The 20,484-nt window shown below is 65.9% G+C and carries 11 protein-coding genes and 2 pseudogenes; 10 read left to right on the top strand and 3 right to left on the bottom strand.

What is annotated here, in order from left to right:
• Positions 1 to 7 precede the first annotated feature (7 nt).
• Positions 8 to 3,160, top strand: a complete 3,153-nt coding sequence (locus RX327_RS02525) for an efflux RND transporter permease subunit (RefSeq protein ID WP_317249377.1) — start codon at positions 8 to 10, stop codon at positions 3,158 to 3,160.
• Positions 3,161 to 3,588: 428 nt separating this feature from the next.
• On the opposite strand, the gene RX327_RS02520 is transcribed toward RX327_RS02525, so the two are convergent.
• The gene (locus RX327_RS02520; protein WP_317249376.1) at positions 3,589 to 4,224 is read right to left on the bottom strand and encodes a pyridoxamine 5'-phosphate oxidase family protein; all 636 of its coding nucleotides are present in this window, start codon (positions 4,222 to 4,224) and stop codon (positions 3,589 to 3,591) included.
• A gap of 394 nt (positions 4,225 to 4,618) precedes the next feature.
• The gene (locus tag RX327_RS02515) at positions 4,619 to 5,293 is read right to left on the bottom strand and encodes a Crp/Fnr family transcriptional regulator (RefSeq protein WP_317249375.1); all 675 of its coding nucleotides are present in this window, start codon (positions 5,291 to 5,293) and stop codon (positions 4,619 to 4,621) included.
• 212 nt (positions 5,294 to 5,505) lie between these two features.
• Between RX327_RS02515 and RX327_RS02510 the strand changes: the two are divergent.
• From RX327_RS02510 to RX327_RS02495, 4 genes and pseudogenes are all read left to right on the top strand, one after another.
• Positions 5,506 to 7,542, top strand: a pseudogene (locus tag RX327_RS02510) (AsmA family protein).
• Positions 7,543 to 7,671: 129 nt separating this feature from the next.
• The gene (locus RX327_RS02505) at positions 7,672 to 10,119 is read left to right on the top strand and encodes an adenylate/guanylate cyclase domain-containing protein (RefSeq protein WP_317249374.1); all 2,448 of its coding nucleotides are present in this window, start codon (positions 7,672 to 7,674) and stop codon (positions 10,117 to 10,119) included.
• A gap of 454 nt (positions 10,120 to 10,573) precedes the next feature.
• Positions 10,574 to 11,485: an alpha/beta fold hydrolase gene (locus tag RX327_RS02500; protein WP_160321713.1), complete on the top strand. Its 912-nt coding sequence runs from the start codon at positions 10,574 to 10,576 to the stop codon at positions 11,483 to 11,485.
• 31 nt (positions 11,486 to 11,516) lie between these two features.
• Positions 11,517 to 12,437 carry an efflux RND transporter periplasmic adaptor subunit gene (locus RX327_RS02495; protein WP_317249373.1) on the top strand — a complete coding sequence of 307 codons (921 nt, stop codon included), beginning with the start codon at positions 11,517 to 11,519 and terminating at the stop codon, positions 12,435 to 12,437.
• Between the two features lie 179 nt (positions 12,438 to 12,616).
• Here the strand turns inward: RX327_RS02495 and RX327_RS02490 are convergent, their stop codons facing one another.
• Positions 12,617 to 13,480, bottom strand: coding sequence for a caspase family protein (locus RX327_RS02490; protein WP_317249372.1), 864 nt, complete (start codon positions 13,478 to 13,480; stop codon positions 12,617 to 12,619).
• Positions 13,481 to 13,851: 371 nt separating this feature from the next.
• On the opposite strand from RX327_RS02490, the gene RX327_RS02485 reads away from it, so the two are divergent.
• The 5 genes and pseudogenes from RX327_RS02485 to RX327_RS02465 all read left to right on the top strand — a co-directional run bounded on the left by RX327_RS02485 (position 13,852) and on the right by RX327_RS02465 (position 20,475).
• Positions 13,852 to 15,582: a hypothetical protein gene (locus tag RX327_RS02485; protein ID WP_317251441.1), complete on the top strand. Its 1,731-nt coding sequence runs from the start codon at positions 13,852 to 13,854 to the stop codon at positions 15,580 to 15,582.
• Between the two features lie 464 nt (positions 15,583 to 16,046).
• A complete protein-coding gene (locus tag RX327_RS02480) occupies positions 16,047 to 16,772 on the top strand; it encodes a thermonuclease family protein (RefSeq protein ID WP_317249371.1) in 726 nt (241 codons plus the stop codon).
• A gap of 129 nt (positions 16,773 to 16,901) precedes the next feature.
• On the top strand, positions 16,902 to 17,735 hold the full coding sequence (locus RX327_RS02475) for an LssY C-terminal domain-containing protein (RefSeq protein ID WP_050383636.1): 834 nt from the start codon (positions 16,902 to 16,904) through the stop codon (positions 17,733 to 17,735).
• Positions 17,736 to 17,866: 131 nt separating this feature from the next.
• A pseudogene (locus RX327_RS02470) lies at positions 17,867 to 19,049 on the top strand (pyridoxal-phosphate-dependent aminotransferase family protein).
• A gap of 373 nt (positions 19,050 to 19,422) precedes the next feature.
• Entirely contained in the window at positions 19,423 to 20,475 is a 1,053-nt protein-coding gene (locus RX327_RS02465) for an ABC transporter ATP-binding protein (RefSeq protein ID WP_317251440.1), read from the top strand.
• Positions 20,476 to 20,484 lie beyond the last annotated feature (9 nt).

Here is a 20,484-nt window from a genome sequence, read left to right as displayed (position 1 = left end):
CACGCTAATGGCTTTGAACATCTCGGCATGGTCGATCCGGAACCCGCTTCCCTCGATCGTCTTCTCGATCATCCTGCTCGTGCTGGGCTGGGTCTCCTTCACCAAGCTCGCGGTGACACGGCTGCCGAGCGCCGACATCCCCGTGATCTCGGTTGCGGTCTCGCAGTTTGGCGCGGCGCCAGCCGAGCTCGAATCCCAGGTCACCAAGACGGTTGAAGACGCGGTCTCCGGCGTCGAGGGCGTCAGGCACATCACCTCCTCGATCACCGACGGCCTGTCGGTCACCACGATCCAGTTCGCGCTCGAGACCAACACCGACCGCGCGCTCAACGACGTCAAGGACGCGGTGACGCGCGTGCGCTCCAACCTGCCGCAGAACGTCACCGAGCCGCTGATCCAGCGCGTCGACGTCATCGGCCTGCCGATCGTCACCTATGCCGCGATCTCGCCCGGCAAGACGCCGGAGCAGCTCTCCTATTTCGTCGACGACGTGGTCAAGCGCGCGCTGCAGGGCGTGCGCGGCGTCGCGCAGGTCGAGCGCATCGGCGGTGTCGAGCGCGAGATCCTGGTCTCGCTCGATCCCGATCGCTTGCAGGCCATGGGCCTGACTGCCGTCAATGTCAGCCAGAGCCTGCGCGGCACCAATGTCGACGTCGCCGGCGGGCGCGCCGAGATCGGCAAGAACGACCAGGCGATCCGCACGCTCGCGGGCGCCAAGACGCTGGGCGATCTCGCCGGCACCATGATCCCGCTGTTCGGCGGCGGCGAGGTCCGGCTCGACGATCTCGGCACCGTCACCGACACCATCGCCGACCGCCGCACCTTCGCCCGCTTCAATGGCGAGCCGGTGGTCGCGCTCGGCATCAAGCGTTCCAAGGGCGCCAGCGACGTGAAGGTCGCCGAAGCCGTGCAGAAACGCATCGACGCGCTCAAGGCGGCCTATCCCGACGTCGATCTGAAGGTGATCGACACCTCGGTCGAATACACCAACGGCAATTACCACGCGGCGATCTCGACCCTGTTCGAAGGCGCCATCCTCGCCGTCGTCATCGTGCTGCTGTTCCTGCGCGACCTGCGCGCCACCATCATCGCCGCGATCTCGCTGCCGCTGTCGATCTTCCCGGCGTTCTGGGCGATGGACCTGCTCGGCTTCTCGCTGAACCTCGTCAGCTTTCTCGCCATCACGCTGTCGACCGGCATTCTCGTCGACGATGCCATCGTCGAGATCGAGAACATCGTCCGGCACATGAACATGGGCAAATCGCCCTACCGTGCCGCGTTGGAGGCCGCCGACGAGATCGGCCTCGCCGTCATCGCGATCTCGCTGACCATCATCGCGATCTTCGCACCGGCGAGCTTCATGTCGGGCATTGCCGGACAGTTCTTCAAGCAGTTCGGCATCACCGTCTCGGTGCAGGTGTTCTTCTCGCTGCTCGCGGCCCGCTTCGTCACCCCGGTTCTGGCGGCCTACTTCCTCAAGCACCATGACCACGACGATCCGCCGCCCGGCCCGATCCTGCGCGGCTATCACAGCCTCGTCACCTGGTCAGTGAAGCACTATTTCATCACGGTGCTGATCGGCCTCGGCGTCTTCGCCGCCTCGATCTGGAGCATCACGCTGCTGCCGCAGGGCTTCCTGCCGGCGCAGGACAGCGCCCGCTCGCTGCTGGCCCTCGAGCTGCCGCCGGGCACCCAGCTCGCCTACACCGAAAAGGTCACCGAGGACATCGTCGCGCGCCTGCGCAAGCGGCCCGAGGTACGAAGCGTGTTCGTCGACGGCGGCCGGGTGCCGCCGGGCCTCCAGGAGGTCCGCCGCGCCGCGCTGATCATCAACTACACGCCGAAGGCCGACCGCAAGATCACCCAGCGTGAGCTCGAGCTCTCGATCAGCCAGGAGCTGGAGAACGTTCCCGATATCCGCTTCTGGTTCCTGGACGAGAACGGCCTGCGCGCGATCTCGCTGGTGGTGACCGGTGTCGACCCCAACATCGTCAACAACGTCGCGAGCGAGCTTGCGACGCAGATGAAACGCATTCCCACCATCGCCAATGTGATCTCGGAGACCTCGCTGGAGCGTCCCGAGCTGCGTATCGAACCGCGCGCCGATCTCGCCGCACGGCTTGGCGTGTCCACCGAGAGCCTGTCGCAGACCATCCGCGTCGCCACCATCGGCGACGTCGGTCCAGCGCTGGCGAAGTTCGACGCCGGCGACCGCCAGGTGCCGATCCGCGTCCAGCTCGAGGACAATGCGCGCAGCGACCTGCAGATGCTTGAGCAGCTGCGGGTGCCGCTCGGCGAACGCGGCGAGAAGGGCGGCGTGCCGCTCTCGGTCATAGCCGATGTCAAGCTCGACCAGGGTCCGACCAGCATCAACCGCTACGACCGTGAGCGGCAGGCAACCGTCGCGGCCGACCTCGTCGGCTCCGCCGCGCTCGGCGATGCCACCAAGAAGATCTACGACCTGCCGGTCATGAAGACCCTGCCGAAGGGCGTGAAGGTCTCGCCCTCCGGCGACGCGGAAAGCCTGAACGAATTGTCGGACGGCTTCGCGACCGCGATCACGGCGGGACTGATGATGGTCTACGCGGTGCTGGTGCTGCTGTTCGGCACCTTCCTGCAGCCGATCACCATCCTGTTCTCGCTGCCGCTCTCGATCGGCGGCGCCATCGCGGCGCTGCTCGTCACCGGCAAGCAGCTCACCACGCCGGTGTGGATCGGCATCCTGATGCTGATGGGCATCGTCACCAAGAACGCGATCATGCTGGTGGAATTCGCGATCGAAGCCATTCGCGCCGGCAAGCCGCGCGAGGAAGCCATGATCGACGCCGGCATGAAGCGCGCCCGGCCGATCGTGATGACCACGATCGCGATGGCCGCCGGCATGATACCGAGCGCTCTCGCGGTCGGCGCCGGCGGCGAATTCCGCTCGCCGATGGCGCTCGCGGTGATCGGCGGCCTGATCTTCTCGACCATCCTGTCGCTGGTGTTCGTGCCCGCGATGTTCATGGTGATGGACGATTTCGGCGCCCTGATCTGGCGCTTCGCCAAGCGGCTCGTGGTCTCGCATGCCGACCACGAGCTGACCCCGAACGAGCACCAGTCCGACGACACCAAGCGGCCGCCCGGCCCGCCGAACATGATCTCGCCCGCCGCGGAATGAGCTGAGCTCGCGCCTCGCCCACGGCGCGATCCGCGCAAGATGACGTACTTAAAATATCGAAAACAACCCCATGCAAAGGAGCTGGCGGGCCGGCATTCGGCACGGCAACTTAACTCGTCGGGCAAATCAGCAGTATTCTTCCATTATACAGAAATCGTGCAGACGCCCCGCGGCTATGGCATATGGGAAAGCCCTGGGGCGTCGCTTCCCTGCGGCCATCCGTCGTGCCGTCCGCCGTTAACTCCGCGGCCCCTCCAACACGTCGTCCCTGCCCAATGCGCACGGGAGCAGGGACCCATACGCCGCGGCGGACCTTGTTGCAGGGACTCGTCGTTCCAGCATCGCCCAACGATTGGCAGTTGTGGTTATGGGTCCCTGCTTTCGCAGGGACGACGGTGAGGATGGTTCCCGATTGGTTTCAGCAGGTTCTAGTAGAGCCGCGTCCGATAGGCCTCTTCCATCGCCTTCTCAGCGACTTCGGGCTCGATGGCAGCGGTCTGCTCGGCGATGATCCGACCGAGTGTCGGGAAGTTGTTGCGCTCGACCTGTGTTGCCGGACTCCACAGCTTCGAGCGCATCAGCGCCTTGCCGCAGTGGAAGTAGGTCTCCTCGACAAGGACTTTGAGCCCAATGATCGGGACGACGTTCTGCACCGCGAGCGGCGCCAACAGCTTGGCGTCCTGCGAGATCTCCGCGCGACCGTTGACCCGCAGGGTCTCATTTATTCCGGGCACCATGAAGAGCAGGCCGATCCCCGGCGAGGCAATGATGTTGCCGAAAGTGTCCACGCGGTTATTGCCGCGCCGGTCGGGTATCAGCAGCGTCTTGTCGTCGAGCACCGCGACGAAGCCCGGCGCATCTCCGCGAGGGCTTGCATCGGCGTGGCCGTTGCAGTCGCTCGTCGCTAGGACGAGGAAGGGCGACAACGCGATGAAATCACGGCAGAATTTGTCGAGATGATGGAGAACCTTCTTCTCCGCGAGCGGGCTCACTTGCCCGAAATGGCTACGAAGATCCTCCTGCGATTTGACTGCTGGTTTGCCGACCGCGCCCTGGTTGTCCATGAGGAGCCTCTCTTTTCATTCCAGCATCGAAGTAGAGTGCTGGAACAGCATAGTCCAGACCGCGGAAGGCCGCATCCATCGGCGCCTTGGCCGCGATGTTCAAGCGCGAGCCCGGCGCCGGTCCAATCCCGAAATGATGTTGAAGTCGACAGATTCGCCTCGCGCCGCCGCCGAAATGCAAAACCCCTGCGGTCAACGGGAGAGACCGCAGGGGTTTGCAGGTGGATGGCGTGAGGCCAGCAAGGCTGGGTGTCACCCCAAGGACCGGCGGCCGGATCAAAGCGGTACCGGCCTCATCATGCAAGCACGTCTTTTAGGCAGGAGTGCGTCAACATCCGCAAGCGGCGCGCGCGAGAAAATCTCACCTTCGCGCGCGCGTTGTATGCGGTCCGGTTCAGTCGTTGCGGGCGACCGCCGTCAGCTTGGTCATGTTGTGCAGCATGATCCGGCCGCGTTGCAGGTCGACGATGCCGTCCCTGCGCCAGGTCTGCAGCTGCCGGTTGACGCTTTCGCGCGCGGCACCGACGAAGATGCCGAGCTGTTCCTGCGAGATGTGCACCTCGGAACCGAAATCCTCGGCGAGCGCGCAGAGCCGCCGCGCCAGGCGAACCGGCAGCGGCTGCAGCACGGACTCCTCCATGCGCTCGCTCTGCCAGCGGATGCGCTGGCACAGCAGTGCGATGATCTTGATCGCGACCTTTGGCTCGCGCTCGAGGAAGCCGAGGAAATCTTCGCGCCGCAGCACGAACAATTCGCTGGTCTCGCCCGCAGTGGCGTCCGCCGTGCGGCTCTGGCCATCCAGCACCGCGACCTCGCCGAACAGGTCGCCCGATCCCATGAAGTTGAGTGTGAGCCGGCTGCCGTCGGAAGCACCGGTCTCGATCCGAATCTGGCCGCGGCGGACCCCAAACAGGGCGTCCCCGGGATCGCCCTTCTGGAACAGCACCTCGCCGTTCCCCAGATGCTGGGTGTGACAGAGATTGGACAGTCGCTGGAGCTCGTCTGCGCCGAGATCGGCGAACATCGGGTTCATCTTCAGGATGACCGCAAATTCGGCCTGCTTGCTCATTGTACTGCCTTCCAAATCCAATCCGAGCAGTCCCCTGACGCCCGGTTAGCAAAAATCACCCTCATAAGAGTGTGGGAGAGGTCACATAAGTTCATGCGGTAACGGATTATTTTTCCGGTCATTGGAGCCAGCTCCCGCTTGCGGGATAAACTCGTGTGATCGGCCGTGACTTTCTGCAACGGAACCCCGCTTGCCCGGCCTGGAACAACGACATGAGAGCACTGAAATTCGCCGGGGCCGCCATTGCTGCCGTGATCGTGATCATCGCGTTGGTGGCTGTGATCGGGATCCCGTCCTCGTTCCTCACATCGACCATCACCGACCGGGTCGAGCGCGAGACCGGCTACAAGCTCACCATCAATGGCGGTGCCAAGATTGGCCTCTGGCCGAAGGTCAATCTGACGCTGCGCGACGTCGTGTTGCAGGACCCGCGCGGGCGCGACGTCAACAACCGGTTCGCGGCAAGCAGCGTCGAAGCCGAGATGACGCTGTCGAGCCTGTGGTCGGGCCGGACCGACATCACCGACCTCGCGATCGTCAAGCCGGTGATCAACCTGCCGCTGCAGCGCGAGCGCACCCGCGACCACAATCCGCCGGCGAAATCCTCCGCGCCCGATGGCGGCGGCATCACGATCCGGCATGTCAGCGTCAGCAGCGGCACCATCGTCTTCGCCAATGTGCGCGACCGGATCGAGAGCCGGATCGACACGCTCAACGCGGACGCGACCATCGGCGACGACCGCAAGATCATCGTGACCGGTGACGCACACGCCGGCGACAAGCCGCTGAAGTTCGAGATCCGCGCGACCGCGCCGCAAGCATCGCTGGAGCGCCAAAGCGTGCCGGCCGAATTCAGCATCGATGCGCCCGGCCTGTTGCCCGCCGCGATCAAGGCGAATGCGGACGCGCGGCTGAACGGCACGGTGGTGATGTTCAACGGCGTGTCCGGCACGCTCGGCGATGGCGGCTTCACCGGCTGGGCGTCGGTCGATTTCGCCAGCAACAAGCCGCTGGTGAAGCTCGATCTCGACTTCCAGCGCATTGCGATCGCGATGCCGCCGGGCCAGTCCGGCACCACGCAGCCGCCCGGCACCAATACCTGGAGCAACGCGTCGATCGATCTTGCCGGGCTCAACTATGTCGACGCGCAGGCGCGCATTTCGGCGGCGGAGCTCGTGATCGGCGACGGCCGCTTCGCGCAGGCGGCAATCGATGCGTCGATCGACAGCGGCGTGCTGAAGGGCCGGCTCGCCCATCTCGGCGCCTATGAGGGCACCGCCGATGGCGATGTCACCATCGACGCGCGAGCTACGAATCCAACCTACGCGCTGCGGCTCGACCTCGCCGGGGTGCGCGCGCTGCCGGTGCTGAAGAGCCTCGCCGAATTCGACAAGCTCGACGGCAGGATGCAGGCCAAGATCGCGCTGACCTCGCAAGGCGGCAGCGAGCGCGTCATCGTCGGCAATCTCGCGGGCACTGCCTTCGTCGTATTCCAGGATGGCAAGATCCTCGGCCTCAACGTGGCTCAGATGATCCGCAACCTCACCACCAGCACCCTGTCGGGGTGGCAGGAGAGCCAGGAATTGTCGACCGATCTCAGCCAGCTCTCGGCCTCGTTCAAGGTCGACAAGGGCCAGGCCGTCACCACGGATCTCAACCTGATCGGCCCGCTGGTGAAGATGACCGGGGTCGGCACGATCGACCTCAACACCCGCCAGATCGGATTCCGCGTCGAGCCGCAGCTCGTGATGACCACCGAAGGCCAGGGCCGCGCCGGCAATCCGGTCGGCCTCGGCATCCCCGTGATGCTCGAGGGACCCTGGGTGTAGCCGCGGATCTATCCTGATATGGCCGGCATGCTGGACAATCCGGATGCCGCCTATGCCAAGCTGCGCGAGATGGGCAAGGGCCTGTTCGGGGCGAACGGCCAAGGGCTGAGCGAGGGCCTCAACGGGCTGACCAATCTGCTCAACGGCGCGCAGGGCGGCACAGGCCAGCCACCGGACGGCGGCGCCGGCCAGGGCAATCCGCTCGGCGGGCAGCTTGGCGACACCATCGGCAATTTGCTGCAGCAGGGCCTCTCCACCCTCAACCGGAGCAACGCGTCGCGCTCGAGCCGCGACCTGAGCCGGCCGGCGCCGCCGGCCGCCGATCAGGCCCCGCCACCGCCCCCTCCGCCGGGCGAGACCGCCGAGCAGCACGACAGTCCCGCGATGAAGGACGTGCTGCGTCAGCTGTTCAATCGCTGATATTCCCGGATATCCCCCGCCGATATGAAGGGATAACCATGCGGCCCGAGGAGCCGCCCCGCCCAGCCGATCCGTGCTAAACAGCGGCGGATCATGCGGCGCACCCGATCAGGGGCCGGACGAGGCTGGATGAGCGCGGCTACGGACAAGGGCAAGAACTGGTTCCTGCGCGGGGGCCTGTTCGCCAAATACGTCGTCTCCCTCGTCGGCCTCGTCGTGTTCGTCCTCGCCGTCAACGGAGCGATGGAGACCTGGATCAGCTACCGCGGCATCAAGGGCACGCTGACGGACGCGATGAGCGAGAAGGCGGACGCCACCGCCAAGCGCATCGAGCAGGCGATTTCCGATCTCGAACGGCAGATCTCCTGGGTGACCCGCGCCTCCTCCAACACGATCGAGCTGCGCCGTGCCGACTACGCGCAGTTGCTCGGCCAGGTGCCGGCGGTGAGCCAGCTCACCCTGATCAGCGGCCAAGGCCGCGAAATGCTGCGGCTGTCGCGCCAGACCACCACGGTCAACTCCAACGCCGATTTCTCCCGCGATGTCAGATTCACCGAGACCATCGCCCGCGGCACTGCCTACGCGCCGGCGTATTTTCGCGACGGGCGGCCGTTCATGTCGATCGGCGAGCAGCATTCCGGCTTCAATGCCGGCGTCACCATGGCAGAGATCGACCTGCGCTTCCTCAATGACTATTTCGGCGATTCCCAGGTCGGCCGGCTCGCGCATGCGTATGTCGTCGATGCCAAGGGCCGGGTGCTCGCGAGTTCGTCGAAGGGGCCGGAGGTCGGCAAGGACCTCGCCGCGCTGCCCCAGGTCACCGCGGTGCTGTCGCAGAGTGGCAGGCCGATCGCCTCCGGCAAGGATGTCGACGGCAACGCGGTGCTGACGACAGCGACGGCCGCGCCGAACCTCGGCTGGCACGTGTTCTATGAGCAGCCGACCACGCAGGCCCTGATGCCGATCCGCGACCAGCTGGTGCGCATCGCGCTGCTGATCGGCATGGGCCTGATGGTCGCGATCCTCGCCGGCACGCTGCTGGCGCGCCGCATGATCATCCCGATCACGGCGCTGCGCACCGGCGCGCGGCGGCTCGGCGCCGGCGATTTCGGTCATCGCATCGAGGTGAAAACATCCGATGAGCTGGAAGAGCTCGCCGGTCAGTTCAACAGCATGGCCACCCAGCTTGCCGAGACCTATTCCGACCTCGAAGCCAAGGTCGAGGAGCGCACCCGCGACCTCGCGCAGTCGATCCACGAGCTCAAGGTGCTGGAGGAGGTCGGCCGCGCGGTGGCCTCCTCGCTCGATCTCAACGCTGTGCTTGCGACGATCGCGGCCCGTGCGATCGAGATCACCCACGCCGACGCGGTGCTGATCTACGGCTTTGACGTCGCGCAGCGCAGCTTCACCCTGACGCAATCGATCGGCATCGACAGCGGAGCCGAAGGCCATCATCGCGCGATCGATGCGGCAAACAGCCCGCTCGGCGAGGCCGCCGCGAAGGGCGAGCCGCTGGCGTTTCCCGATCTCGCGGCAAGTCCCGATTATCCGCCCGATCATCCGCTGCGCGATGTCGTGGTCGGCGCCGGCTTCCGCTCCGTGCTCGTGGTGCCGCTGGTCGACCAGCAGGGCGTGCTCGGCGCGCTGGTGGTGCTGCGCAAGGCGGCCGGCGATTTCCCCTCGAGCCTGATCGGCCTGGTGAAGACCTTCGCGCACCAGGCCGTGCTGGCGATGCGCAATGCGCGGCTGTTCAGCGAGGTCGACCACAACAGCCACGCGCTGGAGGCCGCGAACAAGACCGTGCGCGCCCAGGCGGACAAGCTGCGCGAGCAGACCGAGCAGCTCAAGGACTGGAACAAGTCGCTGGAGGCGCGCGTCAAGACCCAGCTCGGCGAGATCGAGCGCATCCGCAAGCTCGAGCGCTTCCTGGCGCCGCAGGTGGCGCAGCTGATCGCCTCCTCCGACAGCCCCGAGGGGCTGCTCACCAGCCAGCGCCGCGAGGTGACCGTGGTGTTCTGCGACCTGCGCGGCTTCACCGCGTTCACGGAAGCGACCGAGCCGGAAGAGGCGATGAACGTGCTGCGCGAATATCACGCCGCGCTCGGCCAGCTGATCTTCAAGTACGAGGGCACGCTCGACAAATATGCCGGCGACGGCGTGATGATCCTGTTCAACGCGCCGATCCAGTTCGAGGACCACACCAGGCGCGCGGTGAAGATGGCGGTGGAGATGCGCGACACCATCGGCCCGCTGACCGAGCGCTGGCGCAACCGCGGGCATAGCCTGGGGTTCGGCATCGGCATCGCGCTCGGCTATGCCACACTCGGCCAGGTCGGCTTCGAGCAGCGGCTGGAATATGCCGCGATCGGCAGCGTCACCAACCTCGCCTCCCGCCTCTGCGGCGAAGCCAAGCCCAACCAGATCGTGGTGAGCCGCCGCGTCTACGGCATGGTCGAGCCCTGGGTCGAGGCCCGCGCCCTCGACGATCTCGTGCTGAAGGGATTCAACCATCCGATTTTGGCTGCGGAGATCCTGCGCTGGAAGGGCGAGCCGTCAGCGGAGGCGGCGGCGGAGTAAGCGGCACACTCTCCCCTACGTCGTCCCGGCGAAGGCCGGGACCCATTACCACCGCTGTCATTTGTTAGAGTACGCTGCGGCCCCACCCTACCTCACAACCACCATGTGTGGTTATGGGTCCCGGCCTTCGCCGGGACGACACCAAATGTGGGCCCCGTTCCCGATTCAACTATCAAACAGCCAAGGGAGAAACACACGCCGGCAACCTCGCGATGCCGCCGCGCGCGAGTCATGCGATTAACCACCCTCACACAGGAGAGGGCGCAGGGAAGGCCGGGCGCCGACTGCCACGAACCTCAAAATCACCATCCAGTGAATCTGACTGCGCGCGCAATCACGATCACGGCCCCACCCACCCCCTCCCAGGAATAACCCCTCCCCCTCCTCGCTCGCGTCATGACGGGCGCGTGCGAACGCGCGGCCGGCGACAACAAGAACAAGCAGGATGGGTTTGATGACGGGTTTGGATGGGACGCACGCGGCGGCGTCGGTGGTGGCGTTGCATTGCTCGCTGGGGTCGGGACGGCAATGGACCAAGCTTGCGGCGGCGCTCGGCGGCGACCGGTTCATGGCACCGGATATTTCCGGCTATGGCGTTGCCGCCTGCGGGCGCGACTGGCCGCGGACGCTGGATGGCGAGATCGCGCGGCTTGAGCCCTGGCTCGCCAAGGCCGACGGGCCGATCCATCTGATCGGGCATTCCTATGGCGGGGCGATCGCGTTTCGGCTGGCGACCACCTCGCCTTATGCGCAGCACATTCGCAGCCTGACGCTGATCGAGCCGGTGTTACCCACGCTGCTTCGTGACACGCCCGCCGACGCGCGGCTGTACGATCGCTTCGCGCGGATCGCGCAGATCGTCTCAAAGGATATTCTCGACGGCGCCGTGATGGAGGCGGTCGAGGCGTTCACCGCGTTCTGGGCCGGCTCCGGGCCGCGCGAGCAGTTCTCGCCGAGCGGACGGCTGCGGATGATCGAGCAGGCTGACAAGCTGGCTTGCGATTTCGCCGCCGCGCTCGACCTCGACGGGGTGGCGGAAGCCGCGCGCGCGTTGCAGGTGCCGACACTGCTGCTGTCGGGCGGGCTGTCGCCCTATGTGACGCAGCGCATTGTCACCAAACTCGCCGCGCTGATCGATGGCGCCGAGCTGCGGCATCTGCCGGGTGCCGGCCACATGCTGCCGGCGACGCATGCCGATCGGGTCAACCCGGAAATCTTGCGGCATATCTGGCGCGCCCAGGAGCTGGCGAATTTGGAGCTGGCCAAGCTGGAGCTGGCGGCGGATGCGGGACCGGCCGACACAGCGCAGCCGGCTGGCTCGGCCAGGCGGCATCTGGTATTCAGGAGGCCCTCATTTTGGGAATAATTTGCCGATGATCTCGCGTGTGAATCGATTGATGGGTTTCGCGGAGTTTATCATCGGGCCGCGCGTTGCGCGGACCCGTTGGCTCTCCCCATCCTACGGACCGTCGATTGTCGTCGCGCTGCTTCTGCTCGCCGGCTCTCCCGCGCTCGCCGCAGGAGAGGCCGACGCGGTGCCGAAGGGCGCGGCGGTGACGGTGCTGAAGGCCTCGAAATTCTGCTTCGGCAATATCGTCGAGGTTTCAGGCATCGTGCTGCCGCGCGACGAGCAGCAGATCCGGCCCGATCGTTTCGGCTTGAAGGTGGCGGAGGTGATGGCCGATCCCGGCGACACCGTCACCGCAGGGCAAGTGCTGGCGAAGCTGACCGACGGCGCCAACCCGGTCAACGTCACGGCGCCAGTGGCGGGCACGATCTCGGGCTCGTCGGCGATCGTCGGCGCGCCGGCCTCGGGCAAGGACGCGCTGTTCTCGATCATCGCCAAGAGCGAGTACGATCTGGTCGGCATGGTGCCGACCCGCGACATCGCCAAGCTGAAGACCGAGCAGACGGCCCAGCTCAAAGTCCTCGGCGCCGGCGATCTCGACGGCAAGGTGCGGCGGATCGCGCCGACGGTCGAGCCGAACAGCCAGCTCGGCCAGGTGTTCATCGGCATTGGCGCCAACAAGCGGCTGCTGGTGAATTCGTCCGGGCGCGCGCTGATCAAGACCGGACAGAGCTGCAACGTCGCGGTGCCGCTGACCGCGATCCTCTATTCCACCGCCGGCACCGTGGTGCAGGTGGTGCGCGGCGGCCGCGTCGAGACGCGGCGGGTCGAGACCGGATTGATGTCGGCCGGACAGGTCGAGGTCCGCGACGGCCTCAATGAAGGCGATGTCGTCGTCGCCCGCGCCGGCGCATTGCTGCGCGAAGGCGATCCGGTGCGCCCGGTGATGGCGAGCGCGGAAGCGAAATAGGCGAAGCAGGCGCCGCCACATTCACAGTGTCGTCCCGGGCAAGCGAAGCGCGACCCGGGACCCACAACCACGAATGCGCGAATAGGATCGCGCTGGGGCCACAGCGCGCTTCAGCAACGCAGCCCTGTGGTTATGGGTCCCGGCTTTCGCCGGGACGACTTAGGGAAAGAGCTAGACTCTCAGCCGCCGAGCTTGATGTCTTCCAGCAGCGAGGACGACACGCTCGGCACCTGCTCGCCTTCCGACGCGCGCGAGATCGCGACGCGGGTCTTGTTGAAGGCGCTTTCGGCGCCGGCCTGGGCGTTGAGGTTGTTGAGCAGCTCGGAGACCAGCACGCTGTTCGGCGCCTTAGAGTCGTCGGCGACCTTGCCCGGCGTCGCCGAGCTCAGCACGATGGTGTTCTCCGGCGGGCTGATCGGGGCGAGACCGTGCGAGAACGCGCGGAAGCGGCGCTCGTAAGGATTACGGCGGGAGGCATCGACCACGACGAGCTTGGCCTTGGCACCCTGCTCCTTCATCATCTCGAGCACGGACTCGACGCTGACGCCGGTGCGCTTGACGTCGCTTTCCTTCCAGATCACGGCATCGACCGGCAGCATGTAGCTCTCGCGGCCGGCCTGCACGCCGAAGCCGCCAAAGAACAGCATGACGACGCTGTCGTGCTTGATCCGGGACTTCAGGCGGTTGACGGCGCGGACCATGTCGTCCTTGGTCGCGTCTTCCACCATGTCGACGTCAAAGCCCTCGCGGCGCAGCGCCGACGACAGGGTGCGGGCATCGTTGATCGGCTGGGCCAGCGGCGCCGCGGCGTCCGGGTAGTGGCCGTTGCCGATGATCAGCGCGAGGCGGGAAGTGCCTGCCGGAATGCTGCCGGTCAGCTCGGTCGGGGCGACCTTGTCGCCACCAGCAATGGTCTCCTTGGCGACATCGAGGGTGCGCTTGTTGAGCGCGGCATGGGCGCCAATCGCCAGCGACACCGTGCCGGCCACTGCCACGCAGACGGCGATGGTGCGGCGGGAAATGCGAAGCTGCCCAAGGTCCATAGCGTTCCTAAGTCCCAATTCTTATCCCGATGGCGCTCAAGCGAAGATCGCGCCAGTTAGTCGCGTCAAAGACGTTCAGGTTTAATGGGGTTGAGGTGTGTGTGCCGTTGAATTGAACTCAATTTGCGGCGCCGCAACAAACGCTCCTTTAACCCGGACGGCCGCCCGGGGCAACCCGAATTGCCGCATGCCGCCGCCCGGCAGAGGCCATTGACGCCGTTAAAATCCCGTTACGTGACCTCAGTCACATTTGTGTTTTGTAGCGATTCATGTAGCTTTCCAAAGGCTTGCGGGTTTGGGGCAGAGCGACAGGAAACACCGTCGGGCGGCGGCGTTAACCGGTCCTCGGGAAAGGGGATTCTTTGAGCTTCTTGGGCCTTCACGAGATCGCAGGCGCGGTGTGCCGGTCGCTGACCGCCCGAAAGGACGGCCCATCGCTGTACGACGTCTGCGACCCCGTGCTGCAGGCCTATCGCGGCGGCGATGCCCATCTCGGAAAATTCTACCGGACCGCGCTCGGCAATCCGCCGCTGCGCGCGCTGCTCCGCCGCACCGGCCTGCCCGCGCTCGACGATCCCGACCGCCTTGCCGGCCTGCGCGCGGCGCTCACCGCGGCGCGCGACGTCGCGACGCCGGACTGGGCCGCGATCGGCACGCCCGTCGCGGCATTGATGGACGGTATCGGCGTGCACCACCCGGCCCCGCCCGCCGCGACCGCACCTAGCCGCCCGCCGGAGGTCGCCGAGATCGACCGCGTGATCCGCCTGACCGGCGCGCATCTGTTGCGCTCGTTCGGCAGAAACGGCTTCCTGCCGACCTATGCCGCCTTCAACCTGATCGGCGATCCCGATTTCCGCGGACGCGAGCTGATCATGGCCCTGACGGGCCTCAACGCGCGCGGCTACAAGAACTCCTCGCTGCTGTTCAATCTCGCCCGCGTCTTCATCGCGCATTCGCCGGCGCGCGCGCTGATCAACCCGGCCTGGCGCGGCATTGCCGAACCGATGTGGGAGCCGGTGCAGATCCGCCACCGCTCGGCCTATTACGATGCGTTCTTCATCGAGGCGCTGCTGAGCTACGTCGAGACCGGGCTCGCCTCGCCGGATGAAGCTGCTACCGCGCGGCGCGCGATCGCCGACATGGTGGATTTCTGCGTCAACATCAGCGCCGAGGAGGTGCCGTCGCATGACGGCTCGACGGTGAAGGTCGTCACCGCGCTCGCGCCGGCGCCGCATCCACGCTTTTCCCGCTACTTCGCGCAGATCAAGCAGGATCTCGGCTTCGGCATCTACGTGCCGGATTGCGACACCACGGCGTGCTCGATCTCCGCGGCAACGCAGGCCGGCTGCGACGATCCGATCCTGCAGCAGCCGCTGCTCGACTTCTACCGCGGCTACCAGGTGCGCGCCGGCGTCAACGCGCCGCGCGTGACCGTGCCGCTCAACGACAATATCGACTATGAGGGCGGGGTTGCGACCTGGATCGACAATCTCGACGGCGAGCGCCCATACGGCAACGATCTCGATCCGACGCTCAATCTCGACATTCTCGAGGTCTCGTTCCGCAACCTTACCGGCTGGCAGATCATCGAGACGCCGCAGCGGCTGGAGACCGTGCATCGCATCATCGCCTTCCAGAAGAATCTGGTCGAAAGCGGCGCGTTCAAAAATCCGCGCTCGCACATCTATTACCTGCCGGAGCTCTACAGCGCCTATTTCGGCCGCTGCTATGCCGCTTTCCTGGCACTGCCGCTGGCGGCGCAGCGCATCATCGATCCCGGCAACGTGTTCGCGCTGATCCGCGCCCGCGTGCTCGACTATGTCACGCACGAGCTGATCGTCCATGAGATGAACCCGTTCGACGCCGCGCTGGCGCTGATGGCGCTGGCGCATCTCGGCGCCGAGGTCTCGACCTTCACGCCGGCGCTGCACTGCATCGTGCAGGGCCTCGGCGAGGGCGGCCGCAAGGGGCCCTACAGGGCCTATGAATGGAACAAGATGAAGACACCGACGCGGATTCTGGTCGGCGGTCCCGAGGTGACGTCGGCCTTCGTGCTGATGGCGCTGGCGCTGGCGAAGCGACGAATGGCCGCGGTGTTGTAGCCCGGACGGAGCGCAGCGAAATCCGGGGGCTGCCGACGCAGACGCACCTCCCCGGATTGCGCTTCGCTTCATCCGGGCTACGGATAAAGACCAACGCCTCGTTGATACCCGATGACGCTGCGCCCTACTTATCCGGGCTGCGAGACTTCACCCTCCCCTGGAGGGGGAGGGTCGTATCGCATCGCGCGAAGCAAGATGCGATATGGGGTGGGGTGATCTCTCAACACCGGCACTGCTCAAGTGGACAGACCTTCACCCCACCTCGGCTCGCATTGCGCTGCGCTTCATGCGACCCGATCCTCCCCCTCCAGGGGAGGATGGCGGACATCGGGATGACGCGAAGTTGAAACTGGCGGAAACGCAACAGCACTGGCACGGTTGCCCAATTGCCCGCACAATCGTTGGGCACTGACCACTGCACGCTAAAAGCCATTTGAACGATAAGAACCTGGCCGGGAACGCCGATGTTCAAGACGCTGCTCACCGCGGGCCTGCTGCTCTCGCTGCCGACGCTGGCTGTCGCCGCCGACATCACCGGCGTGCCGAAGATCCGCGACGGCGACCAGCTCATGATCGGCAGCGTCCGCATCCGGCTCGCAGGCATCGACGCGCCGTCGACGGACCAGCTCTGCCTCAACACCAAGACCGAGCGCTGGACCTGCGGCGTCGCCGCCCGCGACGAGCTGATCAAGCATGCCGGCAGCAAGACCTGGACCTGCCACGCCCGCTCGGTCGATCGTCGCGGCCGCACCATGGCGCGCTGCGAGGTCGGCGGCGAGGACATCCAGAAATGGCTGGTGCGCAACGGCTGGGCACTGGCCCACACCCGCATGTCCCACGACTATGAGGCGGATGAGAAGGCCGCGCGCGAGGCCAGGGCCGGGATGTGGCAGGGCGCCTTCATCGCACCCTGGGACTGGCGCGTGCGCAACAAGAAGACCACCGTGCTCGGCGCGGTGAAGCCGCCGGATGGCGCCAACGCGATCCTGCTCGCCTCGGCCTCGGGGCCGGTCGCGCCCTCGCCGGACTGCACCATCAAGGGCAATGTGAACAGCGCCGGCGAGTGCATCTATCACCAGCAGACCAGCCGCTGGTACACCCAGATCAAGATGAAGATCAGCAAGGGCACTCGCTGGTTCTGCTCGGTGGAGGAAGCCGAAGCGGCCGGGTGCCGGGAGACGCGGCGCTAGTCGGAAGTGCGATTGGGTTGTAGCCTCATCGGCACCGCTTGCGACGCTCTTTATGAGGAGTAAGTCCCCACCCGGATTGCATCTTCGATGCAATCCGGCCTCTCCCCGCAAGCGGGTGAGGACCACGGCATGACCGATGTCGAGATCAAGCCGCCTTCCGCGCGCCGGCGCAGCCGCCTCCGGCAAGCGCAGATACTATTGCTGCTCGTTCTGGCGATCTACCTGATCGCGGCCTATCTGCTGCTGCCGGCGTTGTGGACGCATTACGAGCACCAGAAGGGCCTCGCCAATCTGCCGATGGTGACGCGCACCGCGCAGGGCATTCCCGGCGATCCGATGAATGTCGGGCTGATCGGCGACAAGAGGGACGTGGTCTGCGCGATGCACGAGGCCGGCTGGTATCCGGCCGATCCGGTCACGCTGAAATCCTCGATCGAGATCGTCGGCAGCGTGCTGCTCGATCGTCCCTACAAGGATGCGCCGGTGAGCAACCTGTTCTATCTCGACCGCCGCGAGGATCTCGCCTTCGAGCGGCCGGTCGGATCGAGCGCGGACCGCCGCAACCATGTCCGGTTCTGGAAGGTGCTCGATCAGGGCGAGGAGAAGCGTCCGGTGTGGCTGGGTGCCGCGACGCTCGACCGCAGCGTCGGCGTCAGCCACTACACCGGCGCGGTAACCCATCACATCGCGGCCGACCTCGATGCCGAACGTGCGCTGCTCGCCACCGACCTCGAGTCGGCCGGCATGGCCACCGCGAAATATCAGGTGACCGGCATCGGCCCGACCTTCAACGGTCGCAATGGCGGCGGCGATCCCTATTACACCGACGGCGAAATCTGGGTACTGCGGCTGGTCGAGGCCTGCCGCAAGAACCACGGCACCGTCGAGCAGCTCCCGAGCCCCGCCGCGACCGAGTTCAAGGACCAGATCTGGCGCGCGGTCGTCGAATCGATCGGCAAATAGCATCGTGTCCCGCGGTTTTGGAAACGCTGGATTGCTTCGTCCTGCTCGCAATCGTAGCCGCGATGGAATAGTCTCCGCGCTTGACCCCTCACACGCATGATTTGCGCGCTTTATCCAAAAGGAACAGGACAATGACCGTTCGCGCGGGCCGGGAATTTCTGGCCATCCCCGGGCCCACCACGATGCCCGACGAGGTGCTGCGGGCGATGCATCGTCCGGCGATCGACATCTACTCCAAGGAGATGCTCGACCTGACCGAGAGCCTGCTCGGCGACATCTCGAAGCTGTTCGCGACCAAGGGCAAGTCCTACATCTACATCGCCAACGGTCACGGCGCCTGGGAAGCGGCGCTGAGCAACGTGCTGTCGCGCGGCGACAAGGTGCTGGTGCTGGAGAGCGGACGCTTTGCGATCGGCTGGGGCAATGCGGCGGCGCTGATGGGCGCCGAGGTCGAGGTGCTCAAGGGCGATTGGCGCCGCGCGGTGCGGCCGCACGAGGTCGAGGAGCGCCTGCGCCGCGACAAGGAGCACACGATCAAGGCGGTCGTCGTGGTCCAGGTCGACACCGCCTCGGGCGTGCAGAACGACATCGAGGCGATCGGCAAGGCGATCAAGGCCAGCGGCCATCCCGCGCTGTATATGGTCGACACCGTCGCCTCGCTCGGCTGCATGCCGTTCGAGATGGACAAATGGGGCATCGACGTCGCAATGTCCGGCTCGCAGAAGGGCCTGATGACGCCGCCCGGCCTTGGCTTCGTCGCTGCCAATGCGCGCCTGGGACGCCCACAAGAAGGCCGATCTGCGGACGCCCTATTGGAGCTGGAGCGAGCGCGAGGGCACCGAGAATTATCGTAAATATGCCGGCACCGCGCCGGTGCATCTGTTGTTCGCGCTGCGCCGGGCGATCGACCTGTTGCACGAGGAAGGCCTGGAGAATGCGCATCTGCGGCATCGGCTGCTCGGCGAAGCCGTGCGCCGCGCGGTCGCGGTCTGGGGTGAGGGACAGGTGCTCGGCTTCAACATCGCTGAGCCCGCCGAACGTTCCAACACCGTGACGACGGTGACCGTGAAGGGCGCCGATCCCGCCGCGATCCAGCGCTATGCCAAGGAGAAGTGCGGCGTCGTGCTCGGCACCGGCATCGGCGATTTGCAGGGTCAGGCCTTCCGCATCGCGCATATGGGCCACGTCAACGCCCCGATGATCCTCGGCACCCTCGGCGTCGTCGAGGTCGCGCTGACGGCGCTGAACATCCCCCACGGCAAGGCCGGCGCCGACGCCGCCATCCAGTGGCTCGGCGAGAACGTGAAGGCGTAGGCCGAGCGCAGGCAGCGACCCGTCATCCTGAGGTACGAACGAGGCCGCACGCTCCGCTGTCGTCCCGGCGAAAGCCGGGACCTATAATCGGCGGCGAATATTGTGGCAGCCTCGTCGTTCCGCCGGCGCACAACAATGACCATCGGTGGCTATGGGTCCCAGGCCCCCGTGCGCAATTGCGCACCAGGCCGGGACGACACTGAATGTTTGGCGTCGCTTGCGAATACGCCCACAAGGGTGACGGGAGGCAATGCATGCAACGCATTGCTAAGGCACGAGCACTTTTCGTCGTCATCATTTTCCGCTTTACTGCCGGCAACAGCCGGGCACGGATCCCTGCGACACAACAAAATGGAGGGACCGCTTGGCATCGGTGGAATTGCGCGGCCTGGTCAAGCGGTTTGGATCGTTTGTCGCGGTTGATGATGTTTCGCTCACGATCGATCATGGCCAGCTGGTCTGTCTGCTCGGGCCGTCCGGCTGCGGCAAGACCACGACGCTGCGGCTGATCGCCGGGTTCCTTGAACCATCCGACGGCGAGATCCGCGTCGGTGACCGCGTGGTGTCTTCGAAGACGCGCACGCTGCCGCCCGAGCAGCGCAACATGTCCATGATCTTCCAGAGCTACGCGCTGTGGCCGCATATGACGGTGGCGGAGAACATCGTCTACGGCCTGCGTTTGCGCAAAATGGATCGCGACACCATCGCCAAGAAGCTCGCCGCGATCCTGGCGACCACCAAGCTGGAACCACTGGCACAGCGTTATCCGGGAGAGCTCTCCGGCGGCCAGCAGCAGCGCGTCGCGCTGGCGCGCGCGCTGATCGTCGGTCCCGAGACGCTGCTGCTCGACGAGCCGCTGTCGAATCTGGACGCCAAGCTCCGTGAGGAGATGCAGTTCGAGATCCGCCGCCTACACGACGAATATCGCTACACCACGGTCTATGTCACCCACGACCAGTCCGAGGCGATGACGACCGCCGACCTGATCGCGGTGATGAATGCCGGCAAGATCGACCAGCTCGGCGCGCCTGAGGACATCTATGCGCGGCCGGAATCCGAATTCGTCGCGCGCTTCATCGGCGCCGCCAATGTGATCAAGGGCACCGCGCGCGATGCGAACCACGTGGAGTTCGCCGGCGCTACGCTCGAGGTGGTCGGCGCCACGCTGACGGCCGGCCAGAGTGCGCCGGTCGCGATCCGCCAGCATGAGATCCAGCTCGCGACGCGAGCCCCCGCCGCGCAGCAAAATACGCTCAAGGCCATCGTGACGCGTCAGGTCTATCTCGGCATGAATCGCGACTACATGGTGGAGACCGCTGACGGCACGGCGCTGCGGGTGACCACGCCGACCGATACCGCAGTCGAGAAGGGCAGCGAGGTCTGGCTGACCTTGCCGCCCGCGCGCTGCCGGGCGCTGAGCCGATAACAACAAGAA

Origin of the sequence: Bradyrhizobium sp. BEA-2-5, assembly GCF_032918025.1 — a bacterium.
Taxonomy (GTDB): Bacteria; Pseudomonadota; Alphaproteobacteria; order Rhizobiales; family Xanthobacteraceae; genus Bradyrhizobium; species Bradyrhizobium pachyrhizi.
This window is presented reverse-complemented; position numbering and strand designations above follow the sequence as displayed.

Coding starts and splice junctions, on each gene's coding strand:
- RX327_RS02520 (WP_317249376.1), bottom strand. CDS start 4,224: ATGGACAACCAGGGCGCGGTCGGCAAACCAGCAGTCAAATCGCAGGAG.
- RX327_RS02480 (WP_317249371.1), top strand. CDS start 16,047: ATGTTCAAGACGCTGCTCACCGCGGGCCTGCTGCTCTCGCTGCCGACG.
- RX327_RS02515 (WP_317249375.1), bottom strand. CDS start 5,293: ATGAGCAAGCAGGCCGAATTTGCGGTCATCCTGAAGATGAACCCGATG.
- RX327_RS02475 (WP_050383636.1), top strand. CDS start 16,902: ATGACCGATGTCGAGATCAAGCCGCCTTCCGCGCGCCGGCGCAGCCGC.
- RX327_RS02525 (WP_317249377.1), top strand. CDS start 8: ATGGCTTTGAACATCTCGGCATGGTCGATCCGGAACCCGCTTCCCTCG.
- RX327_RS02505 (WP_317249374.1), top strand. CDS start 7,672: ATGAGCGCGGCTACGGACAAGGGCAAGAACTGGTTCCTGCGCGGGGGC.
- RX327_RS02495 (WP_317249373.1), top strand. CDS start 11,517: ATGGGTTTCGCGGAGTTTATCATCGGGCCGCGCGTTGCGCGGACCCGT.
- RX327_RS02490 (WP_317249372.1), bottom strand. CDS start 13,480: ATGGACCTTGGGCAGCTTCGCATTTCCCGCCGCACCATCGCCGTCTGC.
- RX327_RS02500 (WP_160321713.1), top strand. CDS start 10,574: ATGACGGGTTTGGATGGGACGCACGCGGCGGCGTCGGTGGTGGCGTTG.